This is a genomic window from Kineococcus glutinatus, from assembly GCF_039542765.1.
In the GTDB taxonomy this organism is placed as follows: Bacteria; Actinomycetota; Actinomycetes; order Actinomycetales; family Kineococcaceae; genus Kineococcus_A; species Kineococcus_A glutinatus.
Genome location: NZ_BAABIL010000387.1, coordinates 1 through 20,478, shown reverse-complemented (window position 1 = coordinate 20,478; position 20,478 = coordinate 1). Strand labels below are relative to the sequence as shown.

At 75.6% G+C, this 20,478-nt stretch carries 15 protein-coding genes and 2 pseudogenes; 10 read left to right on the top strand and 7 right to left on the bottom strand.

What is annotated here, in order from left to right:
- The coding region (locus ABEB16_RS14280) for a zinc metalloprotease (protein WP_486335986.1) at positions 1–596 on the top strand (596 nt) is incomplete at its 5' end.
- A gap of 7 nt (positions 597–603) precedes the next feature.
- On the opposite strand, the gene ABEB16_RS14275 is transcribed toward ABEB16_RS14280, so the two are convergent.
- From ABEB16_RS14275 to ABEB16_RS14265, 3 genes are all read right to left on the bottom strand, one after another.
- On the bottom strand, positions 604–1,509 hold the full coding sequence (locus tag ABEB16_RS14275; protein WP_345712902.1) for a sugar ABC transporter permease: 906 nt from the start codon (positions 1,507–1,509) through the stop codon (positions 604–606).
- 7 nt (positions 1,510–1,516) lie between these two features.
- Positions 1,517–3,160: an ABC transporter permease subunit gene (locus ABEB16_RS14270; RefSeq protein WP_345712901.1), complete on the bottom strand. Its 1,644-nt coding sequence runs from the start codon at positions 3,158–3,160 to the stop codon at positions 1,517–1,519.
- 102 nt (positions 3,161–3,262) lie between these two features.
- Positions 3,263–4,540, bottom strand: a complete 1,278-nt coding sequence (locus ABEB16_RS14265; RefSeq protein WP_345712900.1) for a sugar ABC transporter substrate-binding protein — start codon at positions 4,538–4,540, stop codon at positions 3,263–3,265.
- A gap of 148 nt (positions 4,541–4,688) precedes the next feature.
- Here ABEB16_RS14265 and ABEB16_RS14260 point away from each other — a divergent pair.
- A pseudogene (locus ABEB16_RS14260) lies at positions 4,689–5,477 on the top strand (LacI family DNA-binding transcriptional regulator); the annotation flags it as partial.
- Here the strand turns inward: ABEB16_RS14260 and ABEB16_RS14255 are convergent.
- The gene (locus ABEB16_RS14255) at positions 5,449–6,324 is read right to left on the bottom strand and encodes a LacI family DNA-binding transcriptional regulator (RefSeq protein WP_345712899.1); all 876 of its coding nucleotides are present in this window, start codon (positions 6,322–6,324) and stop codon (positions 5,449–5,451) included. The pseudogene ABEB16_RS14260 and the gene ABEB16_RS14255 overlap by 29 nt on opposite strands.
- 210 nt (positions 6,325–6,534) lie before the next feature.
- Between ABEB16_RS14255 and ABEB16_RS14250 the strand changes: the two genes are divergently transcribed.
- On the top strand, positions 6,535–8,301 hold the full coding sequence (locus tag ABEB16_RS14250; RefSeq protein ID WP_425560200.1) for a glycoside hydrolase family 13 protein: 1,767 nt from the start codon (positions 6,535–6,537) through the stop codon (positions 8,299–8,301).
- A gap of 4 nt (positions 8,302–8,305) precedes the next feature.
- Here the strand turns inward: ABEB16_RS14250 and ABEB16_RS14245 are convergent, their stop codons facing one another.
- Positions 8,306–9,079 (bottom strand): DeoR/GlpR family DNA-binding transcription regulator, encoded by a 774-nt coding sequence (locus tag ABEB16_RS14245; protein WP_345712898.1) that lies wholly within the window; start codon positions 9,077–9,079, stop codon positions 8,306–8,308.
- A gap of 62 nt (positions 9,080–9,141) precedes the next feature.
- Between ABEB16_RS14245 and ABEB16_RS14240 the strand changes: the two genes are divergently transcribed.
- The 3 genes from ABEB16_RS14240 to ABEB16_RS14230 all read left to right on the top strand — a co-directional run bounded on the left by ABEB16_RS14240 (position 9,142) and on the right by ABEB16_RS14230 (position 13,077).
- Entirely contained in the window at positions 9,142–9,873 is a 732-nt protein-coding gene (locus ABEB16_RS14240; RefSeq protein ID WP_345712897.1) for an NUDIX domain-containing protein, read from the top strand.
- Between the two features lie 77 nt (positions 9,874–9,950).
- On the top strand, positions 9,951–11,624 hold the full coding sequence (locus ABEB16_RS14235) for an NAD(P)/FAD-dependent oxidoreductase (protein WP_345712896.1): 1,674 nt from the start codon (positions 9,951–9,953) through the stop codon (positions 11,622–11,624).
- Positions 11,625–11,631: 7 nt separating this feature from the next.
- Positions 11,632–13,077 carry an ATP-binding protein gene (locus ABEB16_RS14230; RefSeq protein WP_345712895.1) on the top strand — a complete coding sequence of 482 codons (1,446 nt, stop codon included), beginning with the start codon at positions 11,632–11,634 and terminating at the stop codon, positions 13,075–13,077.
- A 61-nt stretch (positions 13,078–13,138) separates the two neighbouring features.
- Here ABEB16_RS14230 and ABEB16_RS14225 read toward each other — a convergent pair whose 3' ends face one another.
- Together ABEB16_RS14225 and ABEB16_RS14220 are read right to left on the bottom strand one after the other, a co-directional pair.
- On the bottom strand, positions 13,139–15,034 hold the full coding sequence (locus tag ABEB16_RS14225; RefSeq protein WP_345712894.1) for a putative bifunctional diguanylate cyclase/phosphodiesterase: 1,896 nt from the start codon (positions 15,032–15,034) through the stop codon (positions 13,139–13,141).
- Between the two features lie 132 nt (positions 15,035–15,166).
- Positions 15,167–16,759, bottom strand: coding sequence for an alpha-N-arabinofuranosidase (locus ABEB16_RS14220; protein ID WP_345712893.1), 1,593 nt, complete (start codon positions 16,757–16,759; stop codon positions 15,167–15,169).
- A 115-nt stretch (positions 16,760–16,874) separates the two neighbouring features.
- Between ABEB16_RS14220 and ABEB16_RS14215 the strand changes: the two genes are divergently transcribed.
- The 4 genes and pseudogenes from ABEB16_RS14215 to ABEB16_RS14200 form a co-directional block, all read left to right on the top strand.
- A complete protein-coding gene (locus ABEB16_RS14215; protein WP_345712903.1) occupies positions 16,875–17,921 on the top strand; it encodes a LacI family DNA-binding transcriptional regulator in 1,047 nt (348 codons plus the stop codon).
- Positions 17,922–17,952: 31 nt separating this feature from the next.
- On the top strand, positions 17,953–18,837 hold the full coding sequence (locus ABEB16_RS14210; RefSeq protein ID WP_345712892.1) for a carbohydrate kinase family protein: 885 nt from the start codon (positions 17,953–17,955) through the stop codon (positions 18,835–18,837).
- Between the two features lie 166 nt (positions 18,838–19,003).
- Complete coding sequence (locus ABEB16_RS14205; protein ID WP_345712891.1) at positions 19,004–19,729, top strand: ABC transporter ATP-binding protein; 726 nt, start codon at positions 19,004–19,006, stop codon at positions 19,727–19,729.
- Positions 19,726–20,478, top strand: a pseudogene (locus ABEB16_RS14200) (ABC transporter permease); the annotation flags it as partial. The gene ABEB16_RS14205 and the pseudogene ABEB16_RS14200, both read left to right, overlap by 4 nt.

The window sequence follows — 20,478 nt, the reverse complement described above, 5'->3', positions numbered from 1 at the left end:
CGCTGGCCGTCGGCGACGACGAGCACACCGCGGTCCGCTGGGACCCGTGCCGCCCGATCCACGTCGTGACCCGGGCCGCGGGCGCACCGGCCGGTTCGCAGGAGCTGCTCGCGGAGGCGCTGGCGCGCATCGGCGAGGTGACGGGGCTGCGCCTCGTCTCCGACGGCACCACCGACGAGCCGCTGCCGGGCCCGGACGGGCGCGAGCGGTTCCAGCCGGACCGCTACGGCGACCGGTGGGCGCCGGTGCTCGTGGCGTGGGCCTCGTCGGAGGAGGTGCCGGACTTCGCCGACCGGGTCCTGGGGCGGGCGGCGCCGTCGGCGGTGGACGCCGGCGACGCCGGTCGGGTCTACGTCACCGGCACGGTGTGGCTGTCGGCGGAGAAGCTGGGCACGGTGCTCGACGAGCCGTCGGGGCGCCGCTACGCCCGCGCCGTGCTGCTGCACGAGCTGGCCCACCTGGTCGGCCTCGGCCACGTCGAGGAACCCTCCCAGCTCATGGACCCCGGTGTGCGCGACGACGCCGAGGACTTCGGCGACGGCGACCTCACGGGCCTGGCCGAGATGGGCCGCGGCCCGTGCGCGCCCGGGGTGTGAGCCGCGCTCAGCCCTTGACGCCGCCCGCGGTCAGCCCGCCGGTGATGTAGCGCTGCAGGAACTGGAAGAGCACCACCACCGGCACGCTGAAGAGCACCGCCCCCGCGGCGAACAGCCCGAGGTTGTTGCTGCGATCGCCGTCGAGGATCCCGTACAGGCCCGTCGCGAGGGTCTTGGAACCGGTGTCGGTGAGGAAGATGCTCGCGATGAGGAACTCGTTGGCCACGCCGATGAAGGCCAGCAGGCCCGTGGTCGCCAGGATCGGCGTCACCAGCGGCAGGATGATCCGGAAGAACGCCTGCGCGTGGCTGGCGCCGTCCAGCACGGCGGCCTCGTCGAGGTCGCGGGGCACGGTGTCGAAGAACCCCTTGATGAGCCACACCTGCAGCAGCGCACCGCCCATCAGCACCAGGCCGTAGCCGAGGACCGTGTTCAGGCCCAGCTGCGGCACGACCTCGCCGACGCCGCTGAACATGGCGAAGATCGCGATGACGGCGAGGAACTGCGGGAACATCTGGACGATCAGCAGGAACAGCAGGCCCGCCCGGCGGCCGCGGAAGCGGAACCGGGAGAAGGCGTAGGCCGCCAGCGCGCTGCACAGCACCTGGCCGGCGGACACGACGACGCTCAGCACGAGCGTGTTGAGGGCCCAGCGCAGGAACGGGCCGCGCTCGCCCGAGAGCAGGCGGGTGAAGTTCTCCAGGCCGACCTGGCGGGGGACGAGGCCGGTGCTGGCGACCGTGCCCAGCGGGTTCAGCGCCGCCGAGACGATGAAGAGGACGGGGAAGACGGCGAAGGCGACGGCCGCGAGGCCGACGGCGTGGCGCCAGCCGACCTCGCGCCACCAGCGGGCGCCGCGGGGGCCGTCGCCGGTGCGGCGCCGGGGGGCGGGGGACGGGGTCGGGCTCGTCATGGTGTCCTCAGTTCACGTCCTCGAGGGCGCGGGTCGCGCGGAACTGCGCGGCGGCCAGCACGGCGGTCAGGATGAACAGCAGCACCGAGACGGCCGCCGCGAACCCGAACTGCGCGCCGGAGCCGCCGAACGCCAGCCGGTAGGTGTAGCTGATGAGGATGTCGGTGGCGCCGGCGGAGGGGTTGTCCGGCGCGAACGGGCCGCCCTCGGTGAGCAGGCCGATGACGTTGAAGTTGTTGAAGTTGAAGGCGAACGAGGCGACCAGCAGCGGGGCGACCGCCACCAGGAGCAGCGGCAGGGTGATCCGGCGGAACGCCGTGAAGGACCTGGCGCCGTCCATCGTGGCCGCCTCGCGCAGCTCCGCGGGGATGGACTGCAGGGCGCCGGTGCAGATGATGAACATGTACGGGAACCCCAGCCAGGTGTTCGTCAGCAGGATCGCGACCTTGGCCAGCCAGGGGTCGGCGAGCCAGTCCAGGCGCAGGCCGAGGAGTTCGTTGACGAGGCCGAAGTCCCGGTTGAAGAAGCTCGACCACACGAGGATCCCGATGACCGCCGGGACGGCGTAGGGCAGGACGAGCACCGAGCGGTACAGGCGCTGGCCGCGGATCCGGGGGTCGTCGAGCGTGGCGGCGAGGGCGAGCCCCACCGCGAACGACAGGCCCACGGAGAGCGCGGCGAACGCCAGGGTCCAGGCGAAGATCCGCGCGAAGTCCCGGACGATGACGTCGTTGGCGGCGATGCGCTCGTAGTTGGCGGTCCCGACGCCCTGCAGCCAGCTCTGCGCGAAGGCCGGGGAACCGTCCTGCTCCACGAAGAAGTCGCTGTCGCCGACCCGGCCGACGCCCCAGCTCTCGCCGGTCCGGGTGTCGACGATGCGGTCGGCGGCCTCGTCGTAGCGCAGGGCGGTGCTGCCCTCGTACGCGCGCGCGACGCCCTGGGCGCGGATGGCGCCGTCGTCGGTGGGGACGGTGAACTCCGTGACCGCCGCGCCTGCGGCGTTGACCTCGCGGGGGGTGAGGAGGGTGTACCCGTCGGCTTCGACGACCTTGCCGTCGCGCACCCGGACCTCGTCGGCGGGGACCTCCTCGAGCCCCCCGGCGTCGCCGCGGCTGACCTCGCCGGTGTCGGCGTCGACGAGGAAGAACGTGAAGGGACCCTCCGTCGTCGAGCCCTGGGTGGCGACGGTGAGGGCGTAGGTGGGCGAGTCGGGCAGCTGCTCCACCGAGCTGCCGACGATGCTGGCGACCGCCTCCTCCTTGGTGCCGCGCTTGCCGTCGCCGTAGTTCGTGGTCGACAGCTGCACGGTGGCGAGGATCGGGTAGACGACGAGCGCCAGCAGGAAGAGGGTCCCGGGCAGGAGGTACTTGCCGGGCACGTACCGGCTCGTGGAGTAGACGACCCCGAGGGCACCGGCGCCGAGGAGCAGCCCGGCCAGGCCGACCCAGCGCTCCTGGGCGACCAGCACGGGGGCCAGCCAGACGACGACCGCGGCGACGGCGCCGAGCAGGAGGACGCGGATCGCGATCGTCGACGCCGACAGCGAGCGGTGCACCGGTGCCGGCGGCCGGGTGGGGCCGTCGGGTCCGGTCCCCGCGGTGGCGCCGCGCGGGTGGACCGCCTGCGGCGGGGCGGGGGTGCGAGCGGGCATGGGTCTGTCTCACCTCGGGTCTGCGGTCGGGCCGTGGTGCGGGGTTGGAGAACCGCCCGCCGCGGGTTCGGCGCCGCGGCGGGCGGTCGTGGGAGGGGCCGGTCAGCCGAGGTTGGCGCGGATCGCCTCACCGGTGGACGTCATGGTCTGCGCGGGGTCGGCGCCGTTGATGACGGCGGCGTGGCCCTTGCCGAGGGGTTCCCAGACGCCGGCCATCTGCGGGATCGCCGGCAGGATCTGCCCGCCCTCGGCGGCCTGGGCGAAGACGGCGGTGTCGGCGTCCGCGGCGGTCTGCTGGGCCAGGGACTCCTTCAGGGCCGAGGGGCGCGGCTCGGCGCTGTACAGGGCGTCCATGGTCTCGGTGGAGGCGGCGGCGTCGAGGACGAAGGACTCGGCGAAGGACTTGTTCTCGCCCTTGCTGGCGACGTAGAAGGCCTGGACGCCGGTGAGCGGCTGGGCGGGGCCCATGCCGGCGAAACCGGGGACGGGCGTGAGGGCGTAGCCGATGCCGGCCTTCTCGACGTCGGCGGTCGCCCACGGGCCGGAGACCAGGTAGGCGCACCGGCCCTCGGCGAAGAGGGAGATGGAGTTGTCGCCGCTGATGGAGGTCTTCAGGACGCCCTCCTTCGCCAGGGCGGAGACCTTCTGGGCTGCGGCGATGGAGCCGGGGCCGCCCACGCCGAGGTCGGCGGGGTCGTAGTCGCCGTCGGGGGACTGCCCGAACAGGTAACCGCCGGCGGAGCTGTACAGCGGGTACATGTGGTACGCGTCGCCCTCCAGGCCCTGCTGCAGGCAGAGGGGGTTCTCGGCGCCGGAGGCCTTGCCGGTCGCGACGAGGTCCTCGATCGTCGCGGGGGCGTCCGGCACGAGGGCGGTGTTGCGGAACAGGGCGACGGACTCCACGGCGTAGGGCAGCCCGTAGGTCTTGCCGTCGTAGGTGACGCCGCGCAGGGCGATGTCGGTGAACTGCGCCCGCTGCGCCTCGGGCAGGTTGAGCGGGTCGATGGCGCCGTTCTGGACCATGTTGCCGATCCAGTCGTGGGCGCCGACGACGACGTCGGGGCCGTTGCCCGCGCTGTTGGCGGTGACGAAGTTCGTCTGCAGGTCCTCGGAGACGGCCTGGACCGCGACGGTGATGTCGTTGGCCTCGCCGAACTCCTCGGCGACGGTCTTCAGCGCGGCGGCGCGCTTGTCGTCGGCCCAGATGACGAGGTCGGCGCCGGCGCGCTCGGGCGCGGCGCCCTCGGAGGCGCTCGGGGCGGCGGACCCGGAGGCGGTGGCGTCGGTGCCCGCGGTGGTGCCGCCGCCACCGCAGGCGGTGGCGGTCAGACCCAGGCATGCGGTGAGGACGAAGGCGCGCAGCAGCGAGTGCGAGGACATGGGTGCTCCACGAGGACAGGGGGTGGATCTGGTGCCTCGGAGCGGCTCAGCGGGATGCGAGTCCGACTCCGTCGTCAGGATTGGCGGAACCCTAGCAAGAACTTGCAAGAATTGGGAAGCTCCTTGCATGACGATCTCCGGCGCCCGGTTGCGCTACCTTCCGGGCGTGACCGCACGCCTCGCCCACGTCGCTGCCCAGGCGGGCGTCAGCGAGGCGACCGTCAGCCGCGTCCTCAACGACCGCCCAGGGGTGTCCGAGGCGACCCGGCAGGCCGTCCTCACCGCGCTGGACGTCCTCGGCTACGACCGCCCCTCCCGGCTGCGGGAGACCTCCGCCGGCATGGTCGGGCTGATCGTCCCGGAGCTGACCAACCCGGTGTTCCCCACCTTCGCGCAGGTCATCGAGACCGGGCTCGTCGTCAGCGGCTACATGCCGCTGCTGTGCACCCAGACCCCCGGCGGCATCCAGGAGGACGACTACCTGCGGATGCTGCTGGAGCGGGGCGTGGCCGGCGTCGTCTTCGTCTCGGGCCTGCACGCCGACACCACCAGCGACCCGGCCCGCTACCGCGCGCTGCGCGAGCGGCGCCTGCCCATCGTCCTGGTCAACGGTGTGGTGGAGGACCTGGACGCCCCCTGCCTGTCCAACGACGACGCGGCCGCCGTCGACCTCAGCGTGGCCCACCTCGCCGGCCTCGGGCACCGCCGCTTCGGCCTGGCCACGGGCCCGGAGCGCTTCCGGCCGGTGCAGCGGCGCGTGGAGGCGTTCGGGCCGGCGGTGCGCCGGCACGCCGGGAACGGCGGCGAGTGGCACGTCGAGCACACGATCTTCTCCGTCGAGGGCGGTGCGGCGGCCGCCGGCCGCCTGCTGGACCGCGGGGTGACGGGGATCGTCTGCGGTTCCGACGTCATGGCGCTGGGCGCGGTGCGCGCGAGCGCACCGCCTCGATGGCGCCCAGCGCGGTGAGGTCCGAGCCGCACAGCAGCGCCGTGGCCCCGGCCGCCACCAGCCGCAGCGCCGCCTCCCGGCCGCCGCCGAGACCGAAGGCGCCGCCGGCCACGAGGGCGGGGTCGGGGTCGGCGCCGAGCACCGCCCGGTGCGCGGAGCGGAACGCGGCCGTCTTGCGCGCGGTGGTGACGTAGTGCGCCGGGCCCACGAGCAGGCCGGTGCGCCGGTGGCCGAGGCGCACGAGGTGGCGCAGCGCCTGCACGGCGCCCTCGCGCTCGTCGGCGGAGAACGAGGGCACCCCCGCGGCCGGGCGCCAGCCCCCGACGGTGACCAGCGCCAGGCCCCGCTCGCGCAGCAGGGCGTAGCGGGAGGCGTCGGCGGACAGGTCGGCGTGCAGACCGCTGACGAGGACGGCCCCGCAGGCGCCGTGGCCGATCAGCGTCGTCGTGCACTGGTCCTCGTCGAGGCCGGCGGGGCCCTGCGACAGCAGCGCCCACGTCAGGCCGCGCGCCACGAGCGCCGCCCCGAGGGCCTGCCCGAGCGCGGGGAAGACGGGGTTGTCGATCTCGGGGACCACGATGCCCACCAGCCCGGCCGGGCGCGCCTGCGGCACGGTGAGGCGCTGGTAGCCCAGGGCCGCCACCGCCGCGGCGACCCGCTCGCGGGTGGCGGCGGCCACGCCGGGGCGGCCGTTGAGGACCCGGCTGACGGTGGCCTGGCTCACCCCCGCCCGGGCGGCGATGTCCGCCAAGCTCGTCCGCCTGCTCGCCACCAGGGCCCCCCGCGCTCGTGCCCGGTGCCGTCGCCGGAGCCCTGCCGCCGCTGTCGCACCCATCCTGCCCCGTTCCGGCGACCCGGCGACCGCAACATCTTGCAAGTGGTGGAGTGCTGCTGCAAGGTTTTCAGCCTCTTCCTTGCTGCCGGTGGGGGAGCGGGTGTCTGCTGCAGCGACCGCGGACGGGCGCTGACCCCGCGTGCCCGTCCGCGACGCACGCCGGCGCACCGCCGCGCCGCCCCGTCCCGCTCAGGAGGACCCGTGGACGCCCTGCTCGACACCCCCACCCCGAACGCCACCGGCGCACCCCGCCTGCACGTGCACCCCGTGCACCCGGCGACCCCCGACGCGCAGTGGTGGCGCACCGCGGTCGTCTACCAGGTCTACCCGCGCTCCTTCGCCGACTCCGACGGCGACGGCGTGGGCGACCTGCCCGGCATCACCGCCCGCCTCGGGCACCTGGTCGACCTCGGCGTCGACGCGGTGTGGCTGTCGCCCTTCTACCGCTCCCCCCAGGTCGACGGCGGCTACGACGTGGCGGACTACCGCGCCATCGACCCCGTCTTCGGCACCCTCGACGACTTCGACGCCATGCTGGGCCGGGCGCACTCCCTCGGGCTGCGGGTCATCATCGACCTCGTCCCCAACCACACCTCCGACGAGCACGCCTGGTTCCGCGAGGCGCTCGCCGCCGCTCCCGGCAGCCCCGCGCGCGGGCGCTACGTGTTCCGCCCCGGCCGCGGCGCCACCGGTGAGCTGCCGCCGAACAACTGGCACTCGATCTTCGGCGGGCCGGCGTGGACGCGCACCACCGACCCCGACGGCACGCCGGGGGAGTGGTACCTGCACCTGTTCGACACCCGCCAGCCCGACCTGGACTGGGGCAACCCCGAGGTGCACGCGGAGTTCGAGTCCGTGCTGCGGTTCTGGCTGGACCGCGGCGTCGACGGGTTCCGCGTCGACGTGGCGCACGGTCTGGTCAAGGCCGAGGGCCTGCCCGACTGGGACGGCGTCACCTCGATGGTCGAGGGCTCGCGCAGCGACGGCAGCGGGCCGATGTTCGACCAGGAGGGCGTCCACGAGATCTACCGCACGTGGCGGCGGGTGCTGGACACCTACCCCGGTGAGCGGATCCTCGTGGCCGAGGCGTGGATCGACGCCCTGCCGCGCATCGCCCGCTACGTGCGCGACGACGAGATGCACCAGGCGTTCAACTTCGCCTTCCTCACCACCCCCTGGGACGCGAACCGGTTGCGCCAGTCGGTCCTGGACTCCCTGGCCGCCTCCGACGCCGTCGGTGCGCCCACGACGTGGGTGCTGTCCAACCACGACGTCGTCCGGCACACCGCGCGGCTCGGCCTGACCGAGGCCGGTTCGCTGCCCAAGGGCATCGGCGCCGGGGAGGAACAGCCCGACACCGAGCTCGGCCTGCGCCGCGCCCGGGCCGCGACGCTGCTCATGCTCGCCCTGCCGGGGGTCTCCTACCTCTACCAGGGCGAGGAGCTGGGGCTGCCCGAGCACACCACGATGCCCGACGAGGCGCGCCAGGACCCGGCGTGGTTCCGCACCGGCGGCGCCGAGACCGGCCGCGACGGCTGCCGCGTCCCGCTGCCGTGGGAGGCCGGCGCCCCGGCGCACGGGTTCTCCCCGAGCGGGCGCTCGTGGCTGCCGCAGCCGGCGTCCTTCGCCCGCCACGCCCTCGACGCCCAGCGCGGGGTCGCCGGCTCGACGTACGAGCTGTACCGGCAGGCCCTCGGGCTGCGCCGCCACCTCGCCCTCGGTGCGGGGTCGCTGGACTGCGTGGACCTGGAGGGCACCGCGCCGTCGGAGGCGGTGGTGCTGCGCAACGGCGAGCTGGTCGTCCTGACCGCCTTCGGCCCGGACCCGGTCGTGCTGCCGGAGGGGTGCGACGTGCTGCTGGCCAGCGGCAGCCTCGCCACCGACGAGCGGGGCAGGCTCCTGCTGCCGCCGGACACGACGGCGTGGGTGCTGCCGGCGGCGCGGCACCTGCCGCGCGCCCGCGGCGCGCAGGGCTGACGCGTCAGGGTGCGGTGTCCTCGTGCGCGGGCAGCACGGGGACGCCGCGGCGCCGCAGCCCGGCCACGGTCGGGTCGCCGGCCGGGGCGTCGACGACGACCCCGGCCACGTCCGCCAGCGGCAGCACGGCGTAGCGGGAGACCGCGCCGACCTTCTCCGCGCTGGCCAGGACGTAGGTCTCCGCGGCGCGGGCGGCCAGGGCGCGCTTCATGGCGGCCTCCTCGGCGTCGCCGGTGGTGAGGCCGTGGTCGGCGTGGACGCCGGTGACGCCGAGCAGGAACACCTCGGCGGACACCGCCTGCGCCGCTTCGACGGCGGCGGCCCCGCAGGTCACGGCGGAGTGCTTGAACAGCCGGCCGCCGATGAGCAGCACCTCGGCGCGGGGGTGCGCCAGGAGCGCGGCGGCGACGGTGGGGCTGTGGGTGATGACGGTGCAGTCCAGGTCGGCGGGCAGCACCCGGGCGACGGCGAGGGCCGTGGTGCCCCCGTCGAGCAGGACGGCACCGCCGGGCCGGACGAGGGCGACGGCGCGGCGGGCGACGCGCTGCTTGCTGTCCGGGGCCAGGCCCGTGCGGGTGGCGAGGTCGGCGAGGGCGGGGGAGGCGGGCAGCGCGCCGCCGTAGACGCGCTGGCAGAGCCCCGCCGCGGCCAGGTCGCGCAGGTCGCGGCGCACGCTGTCCTCGGAGATCCCGAGCTCGCGGGCGACGTCCTTGGCGACGAGCTTGCCGTCGCTGCGCAGCCGGGCCAGCAGCAGGTCCCGTCGTTCGGCGGCCAGCACAGGCTGCCCCTTCCTGCCTGATCTTCCTTGTTGTTGCACGGTTGCGCCCGTACGGTATCCCCATGACCGCAACTCCGTCAGCGCCCGGTGCCCCCTCCCGCAGCGGCGACACCGGCCGGCGCGGCGCCGACGTGCCCGACTCCCGCGGCCGCACCGGGCTCGACCGCGCAGGGCGCGACCTGACCCGCAACCCCGACGTCGTCGTCCGCGACGTCGAGGTCACCTCCGACGGCTGGCACGTGCTGCGCCGCACCACCTTCGAGCACCGGCGCCGCGACGGGACGTGGCAGGTGCAGCAGCGCGAGACGTACGACCGCGGCGACGGCGCCACCGTGCTGCTGTACGACCGCGAGCGGGCCACCGTCCTGCTCACCCGGCAGTTCCGGTTCCCCGCCTACGTCAACGACCACCCCGACGGGATGCTGCTGGAGACCGCCGCCGGGCTGCTCGACGCCGACGACCCCGAGAGCGCCGTGCGGCGGGAGGCGGCCGAGGAGCTCGGCGTCGAGGTCGGGGAGATCGCTCCCGTCTTCGCCCTCTACACCAGCCCGGGATCCGTCACCGAGCGCCTGCACTGCTACGCCGCCCCCTACGGCGCTGCCGACCGGACGGGTGCGGGCGGCGGGCTGGTGGAGGAGGGCGAGGACATCGAGGTCGTCGAGCTGCCCTTCGCGCAGGCGCTGCGGATGGTCGCCGACGGGCGCATCGTCGACGCCAAGACCGTCCTGCTGCTGCAGTGGGCCGCCCTCCACGGGCCCTTCGCGGTGGGTGCGGCGCCGGCTCCCGGCCGGTAGCCACCCGTCCCGGTGCCCCCGGCGGGGGCGGGTGGGGGTGGTGGACACCGCGTCCGGCGGCTGGTCGACTACGCCGCATGAGCTCCTCCCGGCCGGTGGTCCTGACGGTCGACGACGACCCCGCGGTCGGGCGGGCCGTCGCCCGCGACCTGCGCCGCCGCTACGGCGACACCCACCGGGTGGTGCGCGCCGACTCCGGGCCCGCGGCGCTGCAGGCGCTGGAGGAGCTGACGGTGCGCGGGGAGCGCACCGCGCTGCTGCTGGCCGACCACCGGATGCCGGGCATGACGGGCGTGGACTTCCTCGAGCACGCCATGGACCTCGTACCCGGCGCCCGGCGGGTGCTGCTGACCGCCTACGCCGACACCGACGCCGCGATCCGCGCCATCAACGACGTCGACCTCGACCACTACCTGCTCAAGCCGTGGGACCCGCCGGAGGAGAAGCTCTACCCGGTGCTCGACGACCTGCTCGCCGGGTGGGCGGCCACCGCCCTGCCCTCCTTCGACGGGCTGACCCTCGTGGGCCACCAGTGGTCGCCGCGGACGCAGGAGGCCAAGGAGTTCCTCGCCCGCAACGCCGTGCCCTACCGGCACGTCGACGTCCGCAGCGACGACGCCGCCCGGCTGCTGGCCGCCGCGCACCTGGAGGCCGGTCCCGAGCAGCTGCCCGTGGCGTTCCTGCCCGACGGCGGCGTGCTGACCGCTGCGCGCCCCCGCCAGATCGCCGAGCGCGTGGGCCTGGCCACCACCGCCGGCCGGCCCTTCTACGACCTCGTCGTCGTCGGCGGTGGGCCCGCCGGTCTCGGGGCCGCGGTGTACGGGGCCAGCGAGGGGCTGCGCACCCTGCTCGTGGAGCGCTCCGCGACCGGTGGGCAGGCCGGGCAGAGCAGCCGCATCGAGAACTACCTCGGCTTCCCCCACGGCGTCTCCGGGGCGGAGCTGGCCCAGCGCGCCCGCGACCAGGCGGTGCGCTTCGGCGTGGAGATCGTCACGACCGCCGACTGCGTGGGCGTCACCCCGCGCGGGGACGGCCGCGAGGTCCGCTTCGACGACGGCGGGTCGGTGGCCTCCCACGCGGTGGTCCTGGCCACCGGGGTGTCCTACCGCCGTCTCACCGCCCCCGGCCTGGCCGGGCTCACCGGCCGCGGCGTCTACTACGGCGCCGCCGCGCACGAGGCGGTGAACTGCACGGGGCAGACCGTCCACGTCGTCGGCGCCGCGAACTCCGCCGGTCAGGCCGCGCTGTTCTTCGCCGGCCTCGCCGACCGGGTCGTCCTCATCGCGCGCGGGGACTCCTTGCGCCGCAGCATGAGCGAGTACCTCGTGGCCCGCATCGAGGCGTCGGAGAACATCGAGGTGCGCACCTGCACGGAGATCGCCGGTGCCCGCGGCGGCGAGCGGCTGGAGGCGCTGTGCCTGCGGGACCAGCGCACCGGGACCACCGAGGTCGCCGAGGCGGGCTGGCTGTTCGTGTTCATCGGTGCCGCGCCCCGCACCGACTGGCTGGGCGGCGCGTTCGTGCGCGACGAGCGGGGTTTCCTCGTCACCGGCCCGGACCTGGTGGACCGCGCCGGGCGGCCACCGGCGGGCTGGCCGCTGGGCCGCGACCCGTACCTGCTGGAGTGCAGCGTGCCGGGGGTCTTCGCCGCCGGGGACGTGCGCGCCGCCTCGATCAAGCGGGTGGCCTCCGCCGTGGGCGAGGGCGCGCTGGCCGTGTCCCTCGTGCACCGCTACCTCGAAGGGCTGTGAGGCGGGCGTGGGCGGTGCCGAGCGCGTCGGGGTGGAGGAGCTGCGCTCGCTGTTCCTCTTCGAGTCCCTGCCCGAGGAGCAGCTGGCCTGGCTGGCCGAGCGCGGTGAGCGGCGCACGTTCGCGGCCGGTTCCACCGCCTACCGCGAGGGGGAGCCGGCCGAGGCGCTGTTCGTGCTGCTCTCGGGCCGGGTCCGGCTGCTGCGGGCGGTCGCCGGCCACGACGAGACCGTCATCGAGACCGCGCACCGCGGTGCCTACGCCGGTGCCGTGCGGGCGTACGTCGACGACGCGGAGGAGCGCTACCCCACCAGCCTGCACGTGGTGGAGGCCGCCGGTTTCTACGTGCTGCCCGCCCGGCACTTCGCGGAGTTCATGCGCGGGTGCTTCCCGCTGGCCGTGCACCTGCTCGACGGGTTGTTCCTGGGCGTGCGCGCCACCGAGGCCACCGTCCGCCAGCGCGAGCACCTGGCCCGCCTCGGCACGCTGTCGGCCCACCTGGCCCACGAGCTGAACAACCCGGCCGCGGCCGCCGTGCGGGCCACCGCCCAGCTGCGGTCGCGGGTCGCGGGCATGCGGCACAAGCTGGGGGTGCTCGCCGAGCGGCGGGTGGAGCCGGCCACCATGCACCGGCTCGTCGGCCTGCAGGAGCGCGCCGTGGAGCTGGCCGCGAAGCGGGTGGAGCTGGGGCCGGTGGAGACCGCCGACCGCGAGGACGAGCTGGCCGACGCCCTGGCGGGGCTGGGCGTCGCGGGCGGCTACGACCTGGCCGCCGTCCTGGCCGCCGCCGGCCTGGACGCGCCGTGGCTCACCGACTCGATCGCGGGCCTCGACGACCCCGACGCCGCCGGCAGCGCCGTGGCGTGGCTGGCGTACACGCTGGAGACCGAGTCGCTGATGGACGAGATCGCCGACGCGACGGAGCGGATCTCCGCGCTCGTGGCGGCGGTCAAGCAGTACTCCTACGTGGATTCCGCCGCGGTGCAGGAGGTCGACCTGCACGTCGGGCTGGACAGCACCGTCGTCATGCTGGGGCACAAGCTGAGCGGCGTGCGGGTGGTCCGCGAGTACGACCGCTCGCTGCCCGAGGTGCCCGCCCACGCCGCCGAGCTCAACCAGGTGTGGACCAACCTCATCGACAACGCCGCCGACGCGATGGGCGGCAGCGGAACCCTCGTGCTGCGCACCCACCGCGCCGACCCGGCGGCGGGCGACGAGGGGGAGTGGGTGTGCGTGGACGTCGCCGACGACGGCCCCGGCATCCCGCCGCAGGTGCAGCCCCGGGTGTTCGACGCCTTCTTCACCACCAAGGCGCAGGGCCAGGGCAGCGGCCTCGGCCTGGACAACGCCCGGCGCATCGTCGTGGAGCGCCACCACGGGGAGCTGTCCTTCGCGACAGGCCCGGGCGGCACGACGTTCCACGCCCGGCTGCCGCTGCGGCAGCGGCTGGGCTGAGCGAGGGCGGCGACGCCCGGACCGCGACCGCCGGTGGAGACCCCGGTGGAGCTCCCGCGCTTCAGGCGGCCCAGGCGGCGGTGAGGTCCTCGGCGGGTTGCGGCCGCCCGCAGTGGAACCCCTGCAGGTAGTGGCAGCCGGCCTCGGTGACCCGGTCCGCCTGCGCCGGCGTCTCGACGCCCTCGGCCACGACGCGCAGGTCGAGGCTGCGGGCGACCGTGACCACCGCGTCCACCAGCGCCCGGCGGCGGGGGTCGGAGTCGACGCCGGCGACGAAGCCGCGGTCGACCTTCGCCATCCGCACCGGCAGCTCCACGAGGCGGGACAGCGAGGAGTAGCCGGTGCCGAAGTCGTCGATGGACAGCGGGTGCCCCCGTCGCTGCTGCTCGTGCAGGCTGGGCAGGACGTCGGCGTCCAGGAAGCTGCTCTCCAGCAGCTCCAGGCCGAGCCGCTCCGGCGGCAGGCCGTACCGCCGCAGCGCGGTGGTGATCGTGCCCGTCAGCGCCGGGTCGGCCAGCTCCCGGGCGCTGACGTTGACGTAGACCACCTGCGGTGCCCGGGGGCCGAGCTCGCCCTGCCAGCGCGCCATCTGGGCGCACGCCTCGGTGAGGACCCAGCGCCCGATGCCGACGACGAGGCCGCTGCCGGCGGCGAGGTCGACGAACTCCGCGGCCGGCAGCAGGCCGTGCTCGGGGTGCTGCCAGCGCAGCAGCGCCTCCACCGCGTACACGGCCCCGCCGGGTTCCAGGATGGGCTGGTAGTGCACGCGCAGCTGCCCCAGCGGCAGGGCGCGGCCGAGCTGCCGCTCCAGCTGGCGGACGGAACGGTGCGCCCGGTCGTGCGGCCCCGCGACGGCGAGGTCGCCGCGGCCGGCGGCCCCGGACTGCTTGGCCCGGTACATGGCGGCGTCGGCGTCGGCGAGCAGCTCGTCGGCGTCGGGGTGCTCGTCGCTGAGCGCGACGCCGATGCTGGCCGCGACGACGACGTCCGCCCCGACCAGCCGGACGGGCTCGGCCAGCGCGCGGCGCAGCCGGGTGGCGACCGCGGCCACGTGCTCGCGCAGCTCCCCGGCGGCGGCCTGCGGCAGGTCCTCGCAGACGAGGACGAACTCGTCCCCGGCCAGCCGCGCCAGGGTGTCGCCCTCCCGCAGCGTCGCCGCCATCCGCGCCGCCGCGGTGGTCAGCACGGTGTCGCCCGCGGCGTGCCCGAAGGTGTCGTTGACGGCCTTGAAGCGGTCCAGGTCGATGAAGAGGACCGCGACCACCCGCCGGTGGCGGCGCGCGGTCTGCAGGGCGTGCTCCAGCCGGTCCAGGAGCAGGGCCCGGTTCGGCAGACCGGTGAGGGCGTCGTGGGTGCTGCGGTGGGCCAGCTCCCGCTGGGCGCGGCGGGCCTCCTCGCGGTCGGCGGCCATCACCAGGTAGGACACCGCGACGTGGGCGAGCAGGCGCACCCACTCCAGCTCGTGCTGCTGCCACGTGCCGACCGCGCGCCGGTAGAGGTCCAGCGACCCCCAGACGCGGCCCCGGCTGACCAGCGGCACGGCGACGACCGAGCGGAACCCCGCCGCCAGCACCTGCGCCACGTACTCGGGCCAGGCGGTCTGGACGGGATCGGCCAGGTCGTCGACGACGACCTCGACGGAGAACAGCGTCGCGTCGCGGCAGGGCCCCTCCTGCAGGGTCTGCTGCAACCGCTCCACGTGGTCGACCACGCCGACGTCGGCGTGGACGAAGCGCACCGCCCCGGCGTCGACGACCATCACGCCGACGTCGTCGACGGCCAGGTGCCCGGCCGCGACGCCCACGAGGCGCGCGAGCAGCTCCTCGGGCCCGATCTGCGCCGCCGCGGCCGCGGCGAGCTCCGCCGTGGCGGACACCAGCGCCGTCGCGTCCGGCGCCGGTGGGGCAGCGGCGCTGCGGTGGTCCCAGGTGCCCGGGGGCGGCGACTCGTGGATCACGGTGCACGCCTCCCCGGTCCGTGGGGCGAGCCAGGGCTGGACTCGCTGCCAGGCTACCGCCGCCCACCCGGCCCGGCGCGCCGGTGTGGGTGCGGGGTGGGTACCCGCACCGGATCGGCCGGGCCGCGGGGCTCAGCCGAGCAGCGGCAGCTCCACGGTGGCGAAGGAGTGCGCCGGCAGCTGCGCGCGCAGCACGCCGCCCTCCAGGCGCAGCCCGGCGAACGGCTGCGGTGCGACGGCGGCCGGCTCGGCCGGGGTGTTGTGCGCCGCGAGCGCGGGGGCGGTGAGGATGCGCCCGGTGGGCTCGCCGAGGCGGGCGCCGCGCAGGTCGACCTCGACGTCGAGGGGGTTGTCGGCGTCGAGGTTCGTCAGCGACACCAGCACCCGCCCGTCCCGGGTGGAGGCCGAGGCGGAGAACGTCGCCAGCTCGGTGCGCCTGCCGGTCGCGTCGGTGGCGCCCACCGCCGGGGACGCGGCGCGCAGGGCCAGGGGCAGGGACCGCGCGTCCTGGTGGCCCTTGTTCATCTCGAACACGTGGTAGCTGGGGGTGAGGACCAGCGCCTCGCCGTCGGTGAGGATCATCGCCTGCAGCACGTTGATCGTCTGGGCGATGTTCGCCATCACGAGGCGGTCGGCGTGGTGGTGGAAGGCGTCGAAGTGCACGCCGGCCACCAGCGCGTCGCGCAACGTGTTCTGCTGGAACAGGAAACCCGGGTTCGTGCCGGGCTCCACGTCGAACCAGGTGCCCCACTCGTCGAGCACGAGACCGACCCGCCTGCCCGGGTCGTAGGCGTCCATGACGGCGGCGTGCCCGGCGAGGATCTCCTCGATGCGGCGGGCGGCCACCATCGTGCGGTAGTACTCGTCGGTGTCGAACGCGGTGGCCGAACCCTTGGACTCCCAGGGGCCGGGGACGGTGTAGTAGTGGAACGAGATCGCCTGGAACGTGGAGTTCCCGTGCCCGAGCACCTCCCCGGAGCCCAGGGTGCGGCCCAGCGCCTTCATGAGCACCTGGGTCCAGCGGTAGTCGGCGTCGGAGGCGCCCGCGGCGATGCGGTACAGCTGGTTGTCGCCGTGGTCGCGGGAGTAGACGCCGAAGGTCCGCGCCAGGTCGGCGTAGGCCTCCGCGTGCATGCCGCCGCCGCAGCCCCACGGCTCGTTGCCCAGGCCCCAGAACCGGACCTTCCACGGCTCGTCGCGGCCGTTGGCCCGCCGCAGCGCCGCCATGGGGGAGTCGTCGGCGCGGGTGAGGTACTCCACCCACTCGGAGGCCTCGCGGACGGTGCCGGAGCCGACGTTGGCCGACACGTACGGCTCGGCGCCCAGCATCTCGCACAGCGCCATGAACTCGTGGGTGCCGAAGGAGTTGTCCTCCACGACGTCGCCCCAGTGGCTGTTCACCATCCGGGGGCGCTGCTCGCGCGGGCCGACGCCGTCGCGCCAGTGGTACTCGTCGGCGAAACAGCCCCCCGGCCAGCGCAGGTTCGGGATGTCCAGGGCGCGCAGGGCCTCCACGACGTCCAGGCGGATGCCGCCGGCGTTGGGGATGTCGGAGTCCTCCCCGACGAAGAACCCGCCGTAGATGCAGCGGCCGAGGTGCTCGGCGAAGTGGCCGTACACGTGCCGGCTGATGACGGCACCGGGCAGGTCGACGTCGACGACGGCACGCACGGCGGTCGTGGCGGGGGTCGGTGCGGAGGCGGCGGGGGTGGTCTGCGTCGTCATGGGTGCTCCGGGTCGGGGGCGCGGGGCTCGGCGGTGAGCGGCCGGGTTATATCGATATAACCCCAGGTGTGCGGTTACGGTCAAGCGTGCTGTCGAGGTCGCTGCCGTGGTGACGATGCGCGAGGTCGCCGAGGCGGCCGGGGTGTCCGTCATGACGGTGTCCAACACCCTCACCGGCCTGCGCCCCGTCAGCCCCGACACGCGCCGGCGCGTCCTGGAGGCCGTCGAGCGCCTCGGCTACCAGGTCAACGTCGCCGCGCGGAACCTGCGCCGCGGCCGCACCGGCATCGTCGGGCTGGCCGTGCCCGAGCTGAGCGGCCACTACTTCGGCCTGCTCGGCTCCCGGCTCGTCGCCCGCTTCGCCCGCGAGGGGCTGCGGGTGGTCGTCGAGGAGACCGGCGCCAGCCGGGAGGGCGAGATGGCGGCGCTGCGCGACTCCCGGGTCAACGCCTACGACGGCCTCGTGCTGTCCGCCGTGGGGCTCTCGGAGGCGGAGGTCGAGGCGCTCGGCGGCGACCTGCCCGTCGTCGTCCTCGGCGAGCGGCAGGCCCACCGCCGCGTCGACCACGTCCGGATGGCCAACGTGGCGGGCGCCGCGGCCGCCACCCGGCACCTGCTCGAGCGCGGCTGCCGCCGCCTGGGGGTGGTCGGCGCGCCACCCCTGGACGCCCTCGGCGCCGCCGCGGACGGCGAGGGGGCCCAGGCCTTCGACCTGCGGGCCCACGGGGTGCTCACCGCGCTGCGCGAGGTCCCCGGGGCGAGCGCCGTCGCCGCCTCCCGGGGCACCGACCTGGCCGCCGGTGCGGCGTGCGCCCGCGAGCTGCTCGCCGCGGACCGCCGGCTGGACGGCCTGGTGTGCGTCACCGACACCCTGGCCCTCGGTGCGCTGCGCGGCCTCGCCGACGCCGGCGCGCGGGTGCCCGACGACCTGCTCGTCATCGGTTTCGACGACGTCGACGACGCACGCTTCAGCGTCCCCTCGCTGTCCAGCATCGCCCCCGGCCACGAGGAGATGGTCGAGGAGACCGTCCGGCTGCTGCTGCGGCGCATCGACGACCGCGCCGCGGAACCGGAGGTGTTCACCGGGCCGTTCACCCTCGTGGCGCGGGAGTCCACCGGCGGCCGAACCCGGCCGCTGCAAGTGTTGCGGGGCCAGGCGTGACGGGACCCGCCGCGACGGGGAGGATCCCGCCGTGCCCCGCACCCCCCGCGTCCTCGTCGTCGGTCCCGTCGCCTGGAACCTCCTCGTCCACCTCGACGAGCTCCCGCAGCCCTTCCCGCACACCGACTTCGCGCGCCGCTGGGCCGAGGCCCTCGGGGGGACGTCGGCGGGCAAGGCCCTCAACCTGCGCCGCCTCGGCGCCGACGTCGTCCTCGCCACCCTCGTCGGCGACGACGAGGCGGGCGGGCGCGTGCTCGCGCGGCTGCACGAGGCGGGCGTCGACGTGCTGCCCCGTCGCAGCAGCACCGGCACCGAGCGGCACGCGAACCTCCTCGACCCCACCGGCCGGCGCGTCTCGCTCTACCTCACCCTCGCCGGTGCCCCCTCCGGGGGGAGCGGGGACGACGCCGCGGCGCTCGCGGCCCTGGACGCGGCCGTGGCGGGCGCCGACGCCGTCGTCGTCGACCTCGCCGACCACTCCCGCCGCACCCTGCGCACCGCGCGCGGGCTCGGGCGTCCCGTGTGGTGCGACCTGCACGACTACGACGGGCGCAGCGCCTTCCACGCCGAGTTCCTCGACGCCGCCGAGAACGTGTTCGTCAGCGACGACAAGCTGGACGACCCCGAGGGTTTCCTGCGCGCGCAGGTGGCCGCCGGCAAGCGGCTCGTGGTGTGCACGCAGGGCGCGCGCGGCGCGGTGGCGCTGGAGCGCGGCGGCGACCTGGTGAGGGTGGCGGCCGAGCCCGTCGCGCAGGTCGTGAGCACCGACGGGGCCGGGGACGCCTTCTTCGCCGGGTTCCTCGTGGCCCACCTGGGCGGGGCGCCGCTGGCGGAGTGCATGCGGCGGGGGGCGCGCAGCGCCGCGGCCTGCGTGCGCTCGCCGGAACTCGCGGGGGAGGCGCCGGCCGCGGGCTGAACCGGCCCCGTGCGGAAAACCCGTCCGGCCCGGCGTGCAACGGCCCGCCGGGCCGGCGCGTCCGGCGGGGGTGCACCGGCGCGGGGCCGGTGGTGGGGGTGACCCCACCACCGAACGGCGGGCCTGCCGCCTGCTGCCGCCGGGCCCGCCCGACGAGGCTGACGGCGTGCGAAACGTCGAGGTGGTCGAGGTCGTGGACCTCGTGAAGTGCTATCCGGGGGCGGCCGTGCGGGCCCTCGACGGTGTCTCCGTGGCGTTCGGCCCCGGTTCGTCCACCGCGGTCATGGGCCCGTCCGGTTCGGGCAAGTCGACGCTGCTGCAGTGCGCGGCGGGGCTCGACCGCGCCGACAGCGGCCGGGTGCTGCTGGCCGGGCAGGAGATCGGCTCGCTCCGCGAGCCCCGCCTGACCCTCGCGCGGCGGGGGGTGGGTTTCGTGTTCCAGGCCTACAACCTCATCGACTCGCTCTCGGTGTGGCACAACGTGCTGCTGCCGCAGCGGCTGGCCGGGGTCCGGCCCGACAAGGCCTGGGCCCGGGAGGTCCTGCACCGGGTGGGCCTGGACGGTCGCGGGCACGAGCGCCCGGCCCGGCTCTCCGGCGGCGAGCGCCAGCGGGTGGCGCTGGCCCGGGCGCTGGCCGCCCGCCCCGAGGTGGTCTTCGCGGACGAGCCGACCGGGGCGCTCGACCTGGCCGCAGGGCGCGAGGTGCTCGGGCTGCTGCGGGAGGCGGTCGACCAGCTGGGCACGGCCCTCGTGATGGTCACCCACGACCCGGCGGCGGCGGCGTGGGCGGACCGGGTGGTCTTCCTGGCCGACGGCCGGATCGTCGCGGAGCTGCACGACCCGTCGGTGGAGCGGATCGCCGAGCGGATGACGGCGGTGAGCGCCCGATGATCAGGCTGGCGCTGGGTTCGCTGCGCCAGCACCGCGGCGCGCACGCCGGCACCTTCACGGCGGCCGTGCTGGCGATCGCGCTGCTGGCCTGTGGCGGGCTGCTGCTGTCGTCGGCGCTGACGGCCGAGCCGCCCGCGAACCGGTTCGCCGCCGCGGCGGTGGTGGTGTCCGGCGCCCGCGAGGTCAGCGTGGAGACGGTCACCACCAAGCAGCGCAAGGACGAGGTCAAGACCAAGCGCAAGGTGAAGACCGAGCGGCTCAGCGGCGCGGGCACGCTCCGCGCGGACCTCGCGCCGCAGCTGCGCACCGTGCCCGGCGCGGCCGCCGTGGTGGCCGACGCCGCGTTCCCGGTCACCGCCACCGGGCCCGGCGGGGTGCTGCGCGGAACCGACGACGCACCGGTGGTCGCGCACGGGTGGTCCTCGGCGGCGCTGACCCCCTACGTGCTGCGCACGGGCCGGGCGCCCGGGCCCGGTGAGGTGGCCGTCGACGCCGACCTGGCCGCCCGGGGACGCCTGGCCGAGGGGGCCGAGGTCACCGTGACCTCCCGCACCGGCACCCGCAGCGCGCGGGTCAGCGGGGTGGTGGCGCCGGCGGGCCGCGACGGGTTGCCGGCGCAGGGCGCCCTGTTCGTGCCCGACGACGAGGTGGGTGCGATGTCCGGCCTGGCGGGGCCGACGGCGGTCGGCGTGCTCGCGGCGCCCGGCGTCGACGTGACCGCGCTGGCGGCGGCGGTCCGGGACCGCTCG

What these genes read in the sequence shown, in the direction of transcription:
- ABEB16_RS14215 (WP_345712903.1), top strand. Translation starts at nt 16,875, where the DNA reads ATGCGCGAGGTCGCCGAGGCGGCCGGGGTGTCCGTCATGACGGTGTCC.
- ABEB16_RS14270 (WP_345712901.1), bottom strand. Translation starts at nt 3,160, where the DNA reads ATGCCCGCTCGCACCCCCGCCCCGCCGCAGGCGGTCCACCCGCGCGGC.
- ABEB16_RS14255 (WP_345712899.1), bottom strand. Translation starts at nt 6,324, where the DNA reads ATGGGTGCGACAGCGGCGGCAGGGCTCCGGCGACGGCACCGGGCACGA.
- ABEB16_RS14235 (WP_345712896.1), top strand. Translation starts at nt 9,951, where the DNA reads ATGAGCTCCTCCCGGCCGGTGGTCCTGACGGTCGACGACGACCCCGCG.
- ABEB16_RS14275 (WP_345712902.1), bottom strand. Translation starts at nt 1,509, where the DNA reads ATGACGAGCCCGACCCCGTCCCCCGCCCCCCGGCGCCGCACCGGCGAC.
- ABEB16_RS14265 (WP_345712900.1), bottom strand. Translation starts at nt 4,540, where the DNA reads ATGTCCTCGCACTCGCTGCTGCGCGCCTTCGTCCTCACCGCATGCCTG.
- ABEB16_RS14240 (WP_345712897.1), top strand. Translation starts at nt 9,142, where the DNA reads ATGACCGCAACTCCGTCAGCGCCCGGTGCCCCCTCCCGCAGCGGCGAC.
- ABEB16_RS14220 (WP_345712893.1), bottom strand. Translation starts at nt 16,759, where the DNA reads ATGACGACGCAGACCACCCCCGCCGCCTCCGCACCGACCCCCGCCACG.